Source organism: Mycobacterium sp. B14F4, from assembly GCF_039871645.1.
Lineage (GTDB): Bacteria > Actinomycetota > Actinomycetes > Mycobacteriales > Mycobacteriaceae > Mycobacterium.
On sequence record NZ_JBDPMF010000001.1, the window covers coordinates 932,042 to 945,022 of the forward strand.

A 12,981-nucleotide genomic window follows, 5' to 3' on the forward strand; every position below is an offset into this window, starting at 1 on the left:
CGCCGGCCGATGTGAGATCAGTTCTTCGTGAACGGCTCCAGCGCCGCGGCCAGTTCACGTTCGAAGCGGTCCCGATCGACGCCGAGGCGGTGCAGGGGGCCGTCGTCGTCCTCGCCCTCCAGTAGTGCGAGCAGGATGTGCTCGGTGCCAACGTAGTTGTGGCCCAGCCGAAGTGCCTGCCGGAACGTCAGTTCCAGGACCTTCTTGGCGGCGCCGTCGAACGGGATCAGCGCCGGAACGTCGCCGTCGGTCTTCGGAGGCAGTGTCACCGCCTCGGAGACGGCATCGAGGTCGACACCCTGTCCGGCCAGCAACTTGACCGCGAGGGCGTCGGGGTCGGTGAACATCGCGAACAGCAGGTGTGCGGGGCCGATCTCGGGGTTGCCGGCCTGCTGGGCGCGGTTCTGCGCGTCGACGACGACGTTGCGGGCGCGGGGGGTGAAGCGGCCGAAGCCGGCGTTGGGGTCCAGCGCGTCGGCGTCGTTGGGCCTCTTGGGCACGAAACGCTTCTGCGCGGCCTGCTTGGTGACGCCCATGCACTGGCCGATGTCGGTCCACGACGCGCCGGAGCGGCGGGCCTGGTCCACGAAGTGGCCGATGAGGTGGTCGGCGATCTCGTCGAGCGACTCTGCGGCCAGCACCGCGTCGGTGAGTTGGTCGAGGGGTTCGGAGTGCACCTTCTTGATCACGTCGATGAGGTCGTCGAGGCGGACCGGGTTGGTGATCTTGGCGGGTTGCGTCATGCCGTCAACATTAGGTTGACGACGCGTCGTCGTCAACCGCGAGTTGACGCTCTCGGGTAGCCGCGGCGGACCGTGCGCTCGAGGATGCCGAGCGTGGCGCGCAACGCCCCCTCGGAGACGACCGGGAAGATGCCGGCGTCGCGCCAGTGCGGGTCGATGTCGGACCAGTCGTAGAACGAGGTGACCAGCGTGCCGCCGTCGGCGGGTTCGAGCCGGTAGCCGTAGACGTGACCGATCTGCGGCTTGATCTGTCCGGTGATCGTCCAGGCGATGAGGCGGTCCTGGTCGAACTCGCGGATCGAGACGGTGACGTCGTACTTGCCGAGCGGGAAGTCGCCCAGCGCTTCGCGGTCCATGTGCACGACGAAGCTGTCTCCGACGGCGCGGACCGGATCACCGGTGGCGTCCTGCAGCATGCCGGTGGCGTCGATCGCGACGTGCCCCTGCGGATCGGACAGCACCGCGAAGATGTCCGCCGCGGGTGCGGCGATGGTGCGTTGCACGTCAATGCGGTCGGTCATGGGCAAATCCTCTCGGGGCAGCGAAGCGGCACGGAATCGGTTTCGAGCTATGCAGTAGGGGTATTGAACGAACGGTATGCGCAAACACGTTCAGACCACACGCACGCAGCCAACCGCGCTGCGTCGGGCGACTGAGTTCATTCACGACAACGCACACCGGGACATCACGCTCGGCGACATCGCTTCGGCCGTGAACCTGACCCCCAGATCGGTGCAGTACACGTTTCGTCGGCATCTCGGCACGACGCCGTTGGAGTACCTGCGTCGCGTGCGGCTGGACCGCGCCCATCGCGAGTTGCTGGCGGCGGATCCGCGGGTCGACACGGTGATGGCGATCGCGGGCCGTTGGGGGTTCACTCACGCGGGCCGGTTCAGCAGCGTCTACAAGCGCACGTTCGGAGCACCTCCGAGCGAGACGCTTCGCCACTAGCGCGGCCTATCTGGGGAAGAAGCCCTCGCGGGTGAAGAAGCCGGGCTGCCAGCCGCGCGCGCCGAGGCACAGCATCGGTCGCCCATCGGGAGCCTGGGCGGCGGCTTGCGGCTTGGGGCACGGCGCGCCGACCTCCTGCACCCCGAACAGCTCGTAGGTGGCTTGCCAAAAGCCCTGATTCGTCGGGACCGGTGGCCATTGGTTCGGAATCCAGCGGCACTGCAACGCCTCGCCGCCGGGGCCGCGCCCGAACGTGAACAGTTCGAGATTGAAGCACGGCCCGGCGAGGTGGGCGTCGTAGTTCATGCCCGGCACGTCGGTGGCGTAGCGGCCGGGAGTGTCGGGGTAGTCGGTCTCGGGGTCGGCGGACGCGAGAGGAGCCGCGCAGATGGCGGCGCCGGCGATCGCTGCGGCAGCGAGAACTTGGCGAAGCATTTTCACCCCTAGGTCGTGGCCCCGACTGACTTGGCCTGAGCCTAGTGTGTGCGACGGGAGGGACGGGTGTTTTTCTAGTCAGCCCAACGCCTGTCGCACCGCGAGGCGCACGTCGATGCGCTCGTGCTGGCCGTCGATGCGGAAGCTATAGGTGTGGAAGCCGCCGCCTCGCTGAATCGGGAGTACCAGGTTGGGCAGGCACATGAACAGGCTCGGCACCTCGATGGTGAACTTCGAGATGGTTACGAGCAGTCGCTGTCCCGTGGGACCCTCGGCGTCGATGGCCAGCGTGAACGCTCGGTCGAAGTCCTCGGTGTCGACCTCGCACAGCACCACCGCATTGGTGCGGAAGCCGTTCGCATCGGCTGCGACCGTGGTGCTCGCCCAGAACCCGCCCTGCAGATTGAGCATGCCACCGACGACCTCCGCGTGGTTGGCAAAGAATGCCGCGGTCAGACGCATCTTCCGAACGTACTGGATGCATAGCTGGCGCGCCTCGTGATCCGTGGTGCGGGCTGGTGGGAAGTCGCACGGGAATGGTGATCTTGGCAAATCCGCACCGGTGAAGGGGAGAGGGTGACTTTCTTGCAGGGTTCCGGTGGCGCGCCATGGTGGAGCGACACCTCGGGGGCCTCGGACGAGGGGGCTGAAGCCGACTCGCCCCCCATTGGCACGCTGCAGCCCGTCTCTCGAGGAGGCCCGACTTGGTAGTCGCTCCCGCCCGAGGCGATTTAGATGTTAAGGCGGGCAACCGGTCGGAGAAATCCGGTGATTCCCTACGTTTCGGTGAGGCGGTCCGAGTTCTTCGAGTTCACCGCATGCGATCGCTACGCCGCGCGGGGAGGAGAAGAGAACTTTGGTGCGCGATACTGGGATTGAACCAGTGACCTCTTCCGTGTCAGGGAAGCGCTCTCCCGCTGAGCTAATCGCGCGGGGTCATCTCATTGAGGTGGAGACGGGAATCGAACCCGTGTGCACGGCTTTGCAGGCCGTTGCCTCACCACTCGGCCACTCCACCGCTGGGGTTGATGCCACTGCACCTTCGAGCGGATGACGGGATTCGAACCCGCGACCCTCACCTTGGCAAGGTGATGCGCTACCAACTGCGCTACATCCGCGCGCCACGAACGACATTGCCGCCCGTCGCGAAGGACGACGATAGTCCACGAACGCGGAGCTGCACAAATCTCCATGACGGCCGCCGATTCGCGGTCGCGCCATCGCTAGAACAACCGATACGACTGGCGGGACAGGAAGAACCCGCGGCCCGTCTGACTGTTGCGACACGTGACACCGGGCTCGGCGCTCTCGCAGCGCATCGCCCCAGCCGACATCGACTCGCCGTACGGCAGCACCTGGTCGCTTCCGAACGTGGTATCGCCCGCACACACGAATTCGGCAGGCCCGGACTCGCTGATCGAGACGCCCTGGCCGTAGTCGAACCCGCAGTCCGCCGGACGAGGCGGGGGAGACCAGTCGCGGTCCATGATGTCGCAGCGGACGTATCCGGTGTCGAGCATGCAGGCGACGTTGCCCGACGGCGCAATGAAGCCCAGCAGTTCGTCGCTTTCCTGCTCCGCCGGTGCCGACGTCTGCGGGGCGCCGGATGAGGCCGGCGACTGCGCCGGCGTCGCTTCCGGTGGCGTAACGCACCCGCCTAGTGCGATCGTGGCGGCGAGCCCGGCGCTCAGCGCCGCCCGACGTCGAGGAAGCCGAGCCATGGCGTGACGATAGCTCGGAGACCGCTCGTGGGCCCCGGCGAACGATCCAAGCCGGGGGTCCGGCGGATTCGGGACCGCACTGCTCACCGTGCTAGTCTTCGACGTCGATCGGCCCTTCGGCCGAACTCCCCGGTCTCGTAGCTCAGTGGGAGAGCGTCCGCCTCACACGCGGAAGGTCGCTGGTTCGAAACCAGCCGGGACCACACCCATCGCTGCAGCTCAGCGGCTGTTTACCACTCCCCGCTCGCACCCTCTTGCGATCTGTGTGCGATCTATGTAGCCAACAAACCCGTTTTCTCGGGGATTTTCAGAACTCCTCTGTCATTTGATGGGACCCTTTCCTAAGGCACAAGCCCAGACCGCCCCGATTTATGTGGAGAATTTTTCCCAGGTCCAGGGTGTGTGTATCCGGGACCGGATGCTGAGGTCCGGGGACTGTAGTCGAAGATTCGGTGATACGGCTGGTCAGGCGGTGGAGATCGGTGAGAACCACATAGCTGGCCCCGCGCGAAGATAGGCGGTCGTCCTCGACGCCGGCGATCTGATTTTCGTTGACAGTGACCAACTGGTCGTCGAGGAGTAGTCGCAAAAGCAGCCGCCTATTTGGCGACAGTTGCCATCAGGATTAGGAGCAACGCATGGTCAAAGGATTTAGGAATTTCCTTCTGCGCGGTGATGTCATTGTCATCGCGGTCGGGTTAGTCGTGGCGTTGGCGTTTTCCACGCTGGTCAAGGCATTTACCGATTCGATAATCAACCCGCTCGTGGCCGCCGCGCAGGGCGGCAACTCCCCCGGGCTGGGCTGGCAGCTTGGCAGCGAAGGGAATGAAGCGACTTTCCTCGATGTCGGGGCGTTCATCTCCGCGATCATCTATTTCCTGGTGTTCATGGCAGTCGTCTATTTCGTGATCGTGTTGCCCTACAAGCACATTTCAGCCAGGCGAGGCGTGACGGTGTTCGGTGAGCCGGGGCCGACGAGGAGCTGCCCCGCGTGCTTGTCCGATGATCTTCCGGCTGCGGCGAGCAAGTGTAGGTACTGCGGCACCGACCTGGCCTCATCCGGCGCGGACACGACGTAGCCAAGGAATCGTTATTCTTCTCAGTTTTACTGAGGATGATCGGATGCACTGCAACGGCGGTAAATTCCGCCGGTGCGCACCAAGGACACCCCAGGGGCACCCCTCAATTGCCCCTGGGGCGGCGAACTCGAGCTGAGCTGTCTGCTCAACCACAGGGCTGCTCCCTGGGTCCGCCTGGTAAGGGAGCGGACGCAGCCTGCCCCATTCCCTCACTTAATCCGTGGTAACCGGCGCGAATAGCCGTCGGTGATGCCGGTGCGGGTTACCGCGCGGCGGGGATCTTGATGATGCAGATGAGGGCGGATTGCCTTCGAACACATGGAACCAATTTGATCCACGCTGTGTGGCCAACGTAGGACCGAGTCATTGAGTCGACGCTCAAATCCGGACCGTATTCCTCGTGTTCAGCTTAACTCTATGCCTGGGCAGGCTCTAGCGTTGCGGGACGCTAATCTCAGCCTGCCGTTCGCGTTTGGTGTGCGGGCCGGACGGGGATCGTCCCTGTAGCTGGATGCATGCCCCTAACCAACAAGCTTCGCCCTGGTTGTCCGAAGAAGTTCGATCTGACTTGGTAGTAGATCCCGTTCTGAAGCGGTTGCAAACCATTGGCCAGGCCAGGCGAACGCCCTCAGAAACGCCGTCAACTGGTTGCGACACTTCGGCAGGTTGCGAAGGCCTTCGCCGAGGTGGCGGACGTGAAGCGGCCAATGGCTGCGCTCATCTAGTTCGGCGGCCAGCAGGGCAACACCACACCCGCTGCTTCGAAACCAGCCGGGACCACCTTCAAACTCAGTGGCGACGTCGCCAGATCACGATGCCGATGGCCAACGCGCTGACCAACACGATGGCCGCCACCGGGATGGTCCGCTGCGGATTGTCGATGGCCGTGTGTCGTACCGCGTCGGCCTTCTCGACGACGCGGTGCTTGGTCTCGTCGACCTTCTCACGGGCCCGCTCCTTGGTCTCGTCGACCTTCTCGCGGGCACGCTCCTTTACATCCATCTTCGCGGTCAGCGCCTCGACGGTCTCGCCGAGTTCGGCGCGTGTCTGCTCGATGTCGGCCTCGATGTCCTGGATGCCGGCGTCCGGGCCCGGCTCCGGACGGGAATCGGGTGCGGTCATGAGCGCGCGTCCTTCAACTCTTGGATGTCGGCTTTCACCGTCTCGACGGTCCTCGGCGCCGCCGGAGTGGCCTCGCGAGCCTGATTTCGGCCGATGAGGGCCGCAATGCCCGCCGTGATGAACAACACCGCCCCGACGATCAGGGCCGCCGCCCAGACCGGGAGCACGAGCGACAGCGCCGCCACCGCCGCGGCGATGAAGGTCGCCGCGCCGAAGAAGGCGAGCAGACCCGCCACGCTGAACAACCCCGCGCCGATCCCGGCGTGCCTGGCAGATTCCTGAAACTCCTTCTGCGCCAACCGCAATTCGTCCCGTATCAGCCGAGACGTCTGCGTCGACAATTGGCTCATCAACTCGCCGATCGACGCATCCGCGGAAGGCTTGGACTGCACACTCATCGCATACCAACCTCTGGCTCGCCCTACCTGTCGCGACAGTGATGCCCTGGCACCGCCGCCCCGAAACACCCGAAGCCGCCGCGGAATGTATTCAAGCCGATCTTGATAAGCGATGACGAGAACACTTCTCTCTCGCAACGGTTCAATAACGCCGGATTTGTCGCGTCGGTGATTCGGCAAATTGTCGCTTCAGTAAACCCAGGACAACGCGCATCGGACCTCGCCGCGGCGCCAAAAGACTGGGGATTGTTGAATGTCGAAGACCAAGAAGTTCATGGTCGTCTTCACGATGGGCGCCGCCGGAGTGTTTCTCTCCGCTCCGATGGCGAGTTCACCTGCGCAAGCCAGCACCGGCCGTGGCGGCGTGCAGTGCCTCAACATCCTTCAGCAGGCGATCACCTCTCCGGGCACGCTCCCGCAGGCCTTCCAGAACGCCACGACGTCGATCTCCACCGGCACGCCGCCGGCGCAGCCGCCCGTGGTGATTCCCCCGGCAACGAATATCGCGACCGCGACCCCTCCCGGCCCGCCACTGCCGCCCGCGTCGGTGGTCGACACCGCGGCCGCTGCGACGCCTCCCATCCCGCCGGCTCCCGGCGCCAATGTCGCCAACACGGTCGGTGTGCCGGGCCCGCCCGCGCCGCCCGCGCCGGGTGGGGCCGCCGGGTCCCCTGTCGGTGCGGTGACGCCGCCGACGCCGCCTGTTCCGGGCGCGTCCGTCGGTACCCCGGTCGGTGTGGCCGCCCCGCCCGCTCCGCCCGCCCCGGGCGCGCCCCTGATCGGTTCGTCCGGGTTGGCGACGCCTCCCGCACCTCCGGCGCCCGGTGCGCCCGGCGCCGTACCAGTCGGCGCTGCGACGCCTCCTGCGCCGCTCGCACCCGGGGCGCCCATCGCCGACGCGGCCGGGCTTGCCGCACCCCCCGCACCGCCCGCGCCGGGGGCGCCTGTCGCCGACGCCGCCGGAGCGGCCTCGCCTCCGGCGGGATCGCCCGCTCCGGGCGCCGGTGGCCAGGGCGCGGCCGGGCAATCGGCCCCTTCGGGGCGGCCGGCACCGAACATCGGTGATCTGATTCTCGGCGACGCGCTCACTCCCGGCACGCCACCGAGGCCGCCTGCGTCGGCCGCCGCGCCGGTGGCCGCCGCGACACCGCCCGCACCGCCCGCGCCGGGGGCGCCCGTCGCGGATGCCTCGGGTCTGGCGACACCTCCTGCACCGCCGGCTCCCGGAGCACCCGCCGCAGTACCCGCCGCCGCGGCGACGCCGCCCACGCCGCCCGCTCCCGGTGCGCCCGTCGACGGTTCGTCGGGTGCCGCGACGCCGCCCGGACCGCCCGCGCCGGGCGTGCCCGCCGCGAACTCCGTCGAGGCGGCCACCCCGCCCGCGCCGGGGACTCCCGGTGCGCCCGTCGACGGTTCGTCGGGGGCCGCGACGCCGCCCGGACCGCCCGCGCCGGGCGTGCCCGCCGCGAATTCGGTTGAGACGTTCTCGCCGCCGGCGCCGCCCGCACCGGCCGAACCGGCCGCCAGTTCAGTCGAGCGGTTCTCGCCGCCGGTGTCACCGACGCCAGGCGGGCCCGCCGAGGCTAATACGAACGTGGCCACGCCACCGGTGCCCGGCACGCCGGGCAACCCCAGCGTCAACTCGGTGGAGACGGTGTTGCCGCCGGGACCGCCGGCCAACAGCGTGCCCTCGATCGAGATGGTCGAGGTGCCGACGCCGGACCTTCCGCCGATCTCGGGTCCGCCCACGGTCAGCTCGGCCGAGGCGGCGCTGCCTCCGACTCCCGGCGTGCCCGGCCCGCCGGTGCAGGGCTCGGTGAGCAACGCAGTGCCACCGGTTCCTCCGGCTCCCGGTGTGCCCGTTGAGGTTTCGACGAGCGCGGGGACGCCGCCCATCACGCCCGATCCGACCCTTCCCGCGGCGACGTCGATCGATGTGGCGACCCCGCCCGCACCACCTGTGCCCGGTGCGCCCGTCGACGCGTCCGCGGGTGTCGTCACGCCACCCGGGCCGCCCGCTCCCGGTGTGCCCGCCGCCGTTCCCGTAGAAGCGGTGACCCCGCCCGGGCCGCCCGCTCCCGGTGGCCCCGCGGCCGTGCCCGTCGAGGTCTTCACCCCGCCGGGGGCGCCGGCTCCCGGTGCGCCCGCCGCTGTTCCCGTGGAAGCGGTGACCCCGCCGGGGCCGCCGGCTCCGGGTGGTCCTGCGGCGGTGCCGGTCGAGGTCGCGACGCCGCCGGGGCCGCCGGCTCCGGGTGGTCCTGCTGCCGTGCCGGTCGCCGCCGCGACTCCGCCTGCGCCGCCGGTGCCGGGCGCTCCGATCGACGCGGCATCGGGTCTCGCCGCACCTCCTGCCCCGCCCGCGCCGGGCGCACCCGTCGATGCGGCGTCCGGTCTCGCCGCGCCCGCCGGTCCGCCGCCCGCGGGTGCACCGGTCGATGCGGCGTCCGGTCTCGCCGCGCCTGCCGGTCCGCCGGCCGCCGGCGCGCCGGGTGCCGGCGCCGCTGGAGCCGGGTCGCCACCGGGCGCCGGTGCTCCGGTCGAGGCTGCGGCCGCCAATCTCGTCCCCCCGGCGCCTCCCGGCCCCGGCGCTCCCATCGACGCCGCCGCGGCGAATGTGGCGCCGCCGGCCCCGCCGGCCCCTCCGGCCGGCGCGATCGATGCGGCCGGGCTCGCGGCACCGCCCGCGCCACCGGCGCCGGGCGCTCCCGCCGGCACTGTGGTGCCCGCAGCGACCCCACCGGCCCCGGGCACGCCGCCGGCGTCGGTCGGGACGGGTGTTCCTGCCGCGACGCCGCCGTCGCCGGGTACGCCGCCCGCGTCGGCCGGGACGAATGTTCCTGCCGCGACGCCGCCGTCGCCCGGTACGCCGCCCGCGTCGGCCGGGACGAACGTGCCCGCGGCAACACCGCCGTCGCCGGGCACGCCGCCCGCGTCGGTTGGGACGAATATTCCGGTGGCGACGCCGCCGTCGCCGGGCACGCCGCCCGGGAACGTCACGACGAATGTCGGCGCGACGACTCCGCCCACGCCGGGTGCCGGGCCGCAGGAGCTCACGCTGACCGATCTGCTGTCGCCCCCCGGCGTCGTCCGCACCACCCAGGACGCGGTGAAGTCGTTCACCAGTGTCCTGCCGCCGCCGGCACCGGGCGCGCCGGGCGCGGTCAGCAGCGCGACCGCGGGCCTGCCGCCGATGGATCCGCTGACCGGACCGCTGGCGACCGTGACCTCGAATCTGGTGTCGCCGCCGACGTTCTCGGTGCCGGACGTGCCGGGCGTTCCCGTGCCGGTGCCGAACGGCGTTCCGATGCCGACGGACATGATCTGCGCCGATTGGTCGGCGTCGAAGTCGGGTGCGGACGCACCTCCCAGCGTCCTCAACCAACCGGATCTGGGTCGGCGCGACTGGGGATGACCGGCATACTGGCCGGGTGCGGCCCGAGCGAACGGACAGAGCCAAGCCACCGGTCCTGTTCGTGCACGGCGTGTTCGGCCGGCCCGCCCTCATGGAGCCGTGGACCCAGTTCTTCGAGGCGGCCGGATTCGACTGCCACGCACCGGTGCTGCCGGGCCGTGATCCCACCGACGACGACGTGCTCGCGCGGACCGGCATCCAGGACTGCTTCGAGGTAGCCCTCGCCGCCTACGACCAACTGAGCGCCGCGCCGATCGTCATCGGCCACAGCCTGGGCGGACTGCTCACCCAGAAGATCGCCGCCGCCCGCCGACCACCGGCCGCGGTGTTGCTCGCGTCGATCCCGCCGGGGGTGTTGTGGCCGCAGCTGCGGGCGCTGCCGCACCTGTTCCCGCTGCTATCGCAGATCCTGGCCGGCAAGCCCTTCTTTCCGTCGGAGCGGACCATGCGCGCGGTGCCGCTCAACACGTTGTCCACCACCGAGCAGGACGAGCTGTTGCCCCGGCTGGTGCGCGACTCCGGCCGGGTCTTCCGGGAGATGTCGATGGGCGCGTCATCGACGCGGGTGAGCGCCAAAGACATCACCTGTCCGGTGCTGTGCGTCAGCGCGGGCGCTGATCGCAATGTCGCACAATGGATTTCACGGCGTATCGCGGCGCGCTACCACGCCGAGCACCATGTACACCGCGATCTGCCGCACTGGATCATCGCGCGCTCGGCCGTCGACGACGTCGCCCCGCCGGTGCTCGACTGGCTGAAGAAGACGCTCAGTCTTGCGGACTAGCGGCCTGTGAGGAGTTCGAGTTCTCGACCAGCTCGGTGGCGACCCTGATCAGCGGCACATTGGAGTCCTGAGACAGCTTGCGCAGGACGTCGAAGGCCTGCACCGCATCGACCCCGTAGCGCTCCATGATCATGCCCTTGGCCTGTCCGATCATGTCGCGGCTGGCCAGGGCGCGCTTGAACTGCTCGTCGCGGCGTGCGGAGTTCCATGCGATCGACGAGTGCGCCGCGAAGATCAGCCCGATGCTCCTCGCGTCGGCGTCGAAAACGTTGGGGTCCTCGGCGTAGACGTTGAGCGCACCCATCGTTTCCCCCGCGATGAACAACTGAAACGCCATGATCGAGCGAATCGGCGTCTCGGCCAGGGCGTCACGGCGGTAGTTCGGGAACCGGTTCTCCGTCTCCAGGTCGGGGACGTGGATGGTCTTCTCCTCCCACGCCGCCGTGAGGCAGGGCCCCTCCCGGTGACGCTGCTGGATCTTGTCCAACAGCACTGGATACATGTGCGAAGCGGCGGGCGTCTCGATGTGCTTGGCGCTGCGTGTGACAGTGATTCCGGCGTACTGCGCGCCGGGAATCTCCACCGCCGCGTGCTCCACCAGTTCGGCGATGACGGTGTCCGAGTCGGTGTCGGGTCGATTGTGCAAACCGCGCACCAGTTCTGCGATGCGCAGGTGCGTGCCCTCCAGCCCGCTGGGTTCGTTCACCATCACCATCCGAATGCCCTTCGCTGAGTTTCCCTAATTTACGCTTCGCCGGCCGAACTGGAGATGGGATGGCTCCCCGCGACGAGGACAACGCGGATTGTCACGCGCTCGGGTGGGCTCCCGGTCCCGTTAATGCAGCCAGCGTCGCGATGGCGACCGGTCCACAGCCGTGGGTGCAATTTCCCCGCCAGGCCGCCCGCGCCGCCCGCGCCGCTCTACAGCGCCCGCAGGTACCGATCGGTGACGGCGCGCTGAATCAGCGACGTGACCGGCGAGGCCAATCGGGCCCACCATGTGGCATGGCGCGAGAACGCCGTCACCTCGGCCAGCACCTCGTCGCGGGCGGGGTCGTAGCGCACCAGAAACAGCTCCTCACCGGATTCGGCGTGGCCGGGCAGCGTGCCGTAGGCGAAACCCCGGCGATCGGCGTCGTCGATTACGTAGACCACTCGGCACGGCGCCGCCACCGGACCCAGGTGCACGACCACTTCCGAGCCGACCTCGGCGACCTCCGTAGTCGCCTCGACCCGGATGCCGGCACCGCGCAGCATGCCCCACCGCATGCCGTCGGCAGCGGCGCGTTCGAAGCGCGCGCGGCCGCGGCCGATGACGGCCGACTTGCGGACATAGTGATATCCGGCGGGCAGCTCACCTGCGGTGGCGCCGACCTCGGGATACGTCAGCGGCAGTGCGGCGAGGTCGCTCAGCTTCATCCGCTCACCTTGTCATCGTCGGCGTACGGTCGGTGAAATGACCTCCCCTGTCGCACAGGCCTCGGGCACGTTCACCCTCGGCGACCTCACGGTCAACCGCCTCGGCTTCGGCGCCATGCGGCTGACCGGGCCGGGGGTGTGGGGACCGCCGACTGACCGCGACGAATGCCTGCGCGTGCTGCGGCGCGCCGTCGACCTCGGCGTCGACTTCATCGACACCGCCGACTCGTACGGACCGTACGTCTCCGAGGAACTGATCCGCGAGGCGCTGCACCCCTACGACGGCGTGGTCGTCGCCACCAAGGCCGGGCTGCTGCGCACCGGGCCCGACGACTGGACACCTCTCGGCTTCCCGGCGTACCTGCGTCAGGAGTGCGAGATGAGCCTGCGACGTCTCGGTGTGGACGCCATCGACCTGTTCCAGCTGCACCGCATCGACGCCAAGTTCCCCGCCGAGGACCAGATCGGTGAGCTCAGGCAGCTTCAGCAGGAGGGCAAGATCCGCCACATCGGCCTGTCGGAGATCACCACCGAACACCTCGAGGCCGCGCAGAAGGTCGCGCCGATCGTCTCGGTGCAGAACATGTACAACATCACCGTCCGCACGGCCGAACCGCTGCTCGACGCCTGCGAAGCCCAGGGCATCGGCTTCATCCCGTGGTTCCCGCTCGCGGCCGGGCCGTTGGCCGCGCCCGACGGCCCCCTGCAGCGCATCGCCGACGAACACCACGCCACCGCGTCGCAACTGGCGCTGGCGTGGCTTCTCAAGCGCTCGCCGGTGATGCTGCCGATCCCCGGCACCTCGAAGGTCGCCCACCTCGAGGAGAACGTCGCCGCGGCCGGGATCGAGTTGTCCGACGCCGAATTTGAGACGCTGAGCAAAGCCGGGTCGGCCAGCCGGTGAGCCAGGCAATACG

Annotated in this window: 14 protein-coding genes and 4 tRNA genes; 5 read left to right on the top strand and 13 right to left on the bottom strand. The window is 68.9% G+C overall.

Annotated features, from left to right (window positions below; translation table 11 throughout):
* Window positions 1–17 precede the first annotated feature (17 nt).
* Together ABGB19_RS04660 and ABGB19_RS04665 are read right to left on the bottom strand one after the other, a co-directional pair.
* On the bottom strand, window positions 18–743 hold the full coding sequence (locus tag ABGB19_RS04660) for a Clp protease N-terminal domain-containing protein (RefSeq protein WP_347684481.1): 726 nt from the start codon (window positions 741–743) through the stop codon (window positions 18–20).
* Window positions 744–775: 32 nt separating this feature from the next.
* Window positions 776–1,264 carry an SRPBCC family protein gene (locus ABGB19_RS04665; protein ID WP_347684483.1) on the bottom strand — a complete coding sequence of 163 codons (489 nt, stop codon included), beginning with the start codon at window positions 1,262–1,264 and terminating at the stop codon, window positions 776–778.
* Between the two features lie 76 nt (window positions 1,265–1,340).
* On the opposite strand from ABGB19_RS04665, the gene ABGB19_RS04670 reads away from it, so the two are divergent.
* Complete coding sequence (locus tag ABGB19_RS04670) at window positions 1,341–1,694, top strand: helix-turn-helix transcriptional regulator (RefSeq protein ID WP_347684485.1); 354 nt, start codon at window positions 1,341–1,343, stop codon at window positions 1,692–1,694.
* A gap of 6 nt (window positions 1,695–1,700) precedes the next feature.
* On the opposite strand, the gene ABGB19_RS04675 is transcribed toward ABGB19_RS04670, so the two are convergent.
* The 6 genes from ABGB19_RS04675 to ABGB19_RS04700 all read right to left on the bottom strand — a co-directional run bounded on the left by ABGB19_RS04675 (window position 1,701) and on the right by ABGB19_RS04700 (window position 3,850).
* Window positions 1,701–2,129: a hypothetical protein gene (locus ABGB19_RS04675; protein ID WP_347684487.1), complete on the bottom strand. Its 429-nt coding sequence runs from the start codon at window positions 2,127–2,129 to the stop codon at window positions 1,701–1,703.
* 78 nt (window positions 2,130–2,207) lie between these two features.
* Window positions 2,208–2,591 (bottom strand): hypothetical protein, encoded by a 384-nt coding sequence (locus ABGB19_RS04680; protein ID WP_347684489.1) that lies wholly within the window; start codon window positions 2,589–2,591, stop codon window positions 2,208–2,210.
* A 395-nt stretch (window positions 2,592–2,986) separates the two neighbouring features.
* Window positions 2,987–3,061 (bottom strand) — tRNA-Val (locus tag ABGB19_RS04685).
* A gap of 15 nt (window positions 3,062–3,076) precedes the next feature.
* Window positions 3,077–3,147, bottom strand: a tRNA-Cys gene (locus tag ABGB19_RS04690).
* Window positions 3,148–3,174: 27 nt separating this feature from the next.
* Window positions 3,175–3,247 (bottom strand) — tRNA-Gly (locus tag ABGB19_RS04695).
* Window positions 3,248–3,352: 105 nt separating this feature from the next.
* Window positions 3,353–3,850 (bottom strand): DUF6636 domain-containing protein, encoded by a 498-nt coding sequence (locus ABGB19_RS04700; RefSeq protein WP_347684491.1) that lies wholly within the window; start codon window positions 3,848–3,850, stop codon window positions 3,353–3,355.
* A gap of 131 nt (window positions 3,851–3,981) precedes the next feature.
* On the opposite strand from ABGB19_RS04700, the gene ABGB19_RS04705 reads away from it, so the two are divergent.
* Window positions 3,982–4,053 (top strand) — tRNA-Val (locus ABGB19_RS04705).
* Window positions 4,054–4,488: 435 nt separating this feature from the next.
* Window positions 4,489–4,929 (top strand): MscL family protein, encoded by a 441-nt coding sequence (locus ABGB19_RS04710; protein ID WP_347684494.1) that lies wholly within the window; start codon window positions 4,489–4,491, stop codon window positions 4,927–4,929.
* Window positions 4,930–5,718: 789 nt separating this feature from the next.
* Here ABGB19_RS04710 and ABGB19_RS04715 read toward each other — a convergent pair.
* From ABGB19_RS04715 to ABGB19_RS04725, 3 genes are all read right to left on the bottom strand, one after another.
* On the bottom strand, window positions 5,719–6,051 hold the full coding sequence (locus ABGB19_RS04715) for a DUF3618 domain-containing protein (RefSeq protein ID WP_347684496.1): 333 nt from the start codon (window positions 6,049–6,051) through the stop codon (window positions 5,719–5,721).
* Window positions 6,048–6,449 (bottom strand): phage holin family protein, encoded by a 402-nt coding sequence (locus ABGB19_RS04720; RefSeq protein ID WP_347684498.1) that lies wholly within the window; start codon window positions 6,447–6,449, stop codon window positions 6,048–6,050. Before ABGB19_RS04720 ends, ABGB19_RS04715 begins: the two co-directional genes overlap by 4 nt.
* 384 nt (window positions 6,450–6,833) lie before the next feature.
* On the bottom strand, window positions 6,834–9,827 hold the full coding sequence (locus tag ABGB19_RS04725; RefSeq protein WP_347684500.1) for a hypothetical protein: 2,994 nt from the start codon (window positions 9,825–9,827) through the stop codon (window positions 6,834–6,836).
* A 50-nt stretch (window positions 9,828–9,877) separates the two neighbouring features.
* Here ABGB19_RS04725 and ABGB19_RS04730 point away from each other — a divergent pair, with 50 nt between their 5' ends.
* Complete coding sequence (locus ABGB19_RS04730; RefSeq protein ID WP_347684502.1) at window positions 9,878–10,645, top strand: alpha/beta fold hydrolase; 768 nt, start codon at window positions 9,878–9,880, stop codon at window positions 10,643–10,645.
* Here the strand turns inward: ABGB19_RS04730 and ABGB19_RS04735 are convergent.
* The gene (locus ABGB19_RS04735) at window positions 10,629–11,351 is read right to left on the bottom strand and encodes a GAF and ANTAR domain-containing protein (protein WP_347684504.1); all 723 of its coding nucleotides are present in this window, start codon (window positions 11,349–11,351) and stop codon (window positions 10,629–10,631) included. The genes ABGB19_RS04730 and ABGB19_RS04735 overlap by 17 nt on opposite strands.
* A gap of 215 nt (window positions 11,352–11,566) precedes the next feature.
* Complete coding sequence (locus ABGB19_RS04740; RefSeq protein WP_347684506.1) at window positions 11,567–12,064, bottom strand: DUF1990 domain-containing protein; 498 nt, start codon at window positions 12,062–12,064, stop codon at window positions 11,567–11,569.
* 37 nt (window positions 12,065–12,101) lie between these two features.
* Between ABGB19_RS04740 and ABGB19_RS04745 the strand changes: the two genes are divergently transcribed.
* Window positions 12,102–12,968 carry an aldo/keto reductase gene (locus ABGB19_RS04745; protein ID WP_347684508.1) on the top strand — a complete coding sequence of 289 codons (867 nt, stop codon included), beginning with the start codon at window positions 12,102–12,104 and terminating at the stop codon, window positions 12,966–12,968.
* Window positions 12,969–12,981 lie beyond the last annotated feature (13 nt).

What these genes read in the sequence shown, in the direction of transcription:
- ABGB19_RS04660 (WP_347684481.1), bottom strand. Translation starts at nt 743, where the DNA reads ATGACGCAACCCGCCAAGATCACCAACCCGGTCCGCCTCGACGACCTC.
- ABGB19_RS04665 (WP_347684483.1), bottom strand. Translation starts at nt 1,264, where the DNA reads ATGACCGACCGCATTGACGTGCAACGCACCATCGCCGCACCCGCGGCG.
- ABGB19_RS04670 (WP_347684485.1), top strand. Translation starts at nt 1,341, where the DNA reads ATGCGCAAACACGTTCAGACCACACGCACGCAGCCAACCGCGCTGCGT.
- ABGB19_RS04675 (WP_347684487.1), bottom strand. Translation starts at nt 2,129, where the DNA reads ATGCTTCGCCAAGTTCTCGCTGCCGCAGCGATCGCCGGCGCCGCCATC.
- ABGB19_RS04680 (WP_347684489.1), bottom strand. Translation starts at nt 2,591, where the DNA reads ATGCGTCTGACCGCGGCATTCTTTGCCAACCACGCGGAGGTCGTCGGT.
- ABGB19_RS04700 (WP_347684491.1), bottom strand. Translation starts at nt 3,850, where the DNA reads ATGGCTCGGCTTCCTCGACGTCGGGCGGCGCTGAGCGCCGGGCTCGCC.
- ABGB19_RS04710 (WP_347684494.1), top strand. Translation starts at nt 4,489, where the DNA reads ATGGTCAAAGGATTTAGGAATTTCCTTCTGCGCGGTGATGTCATTGTC.
- ABGB19_RS04715 (WP_347684496.1), bottom strand. Translation starts at nt 6,051, where the DNA reads ATGACCGCACCCGATTCCCGTCCGGAGCCGGGCCCGGACGCCGGCATC.
- ABGB19_RS04720 (WP_347684498.1), bottom strand. Translation starts at nt 6,449, where the DNA reads ATGAGTGTGCAGTCCAAGCCTTCCGCGGATGCGTCGATCGGCGAGTTG.
- ABGB19_RS04740 (WP_347684506.1), bottom strand. Translation starts at nt 12,064, where the DNA reads ATGAAGCTGAGCGACCTCGCCGCACTGCCGCTGACGTATCCCGAGGTC.
- ABGB19_RS04745 (WP_347684508.1), top strand. Translation starts at nt 12,102, where the DNA reads ATGACCTCCCCTGTCGCACAGGCCTCGGGCACGTTCACCCTCGGCGAC.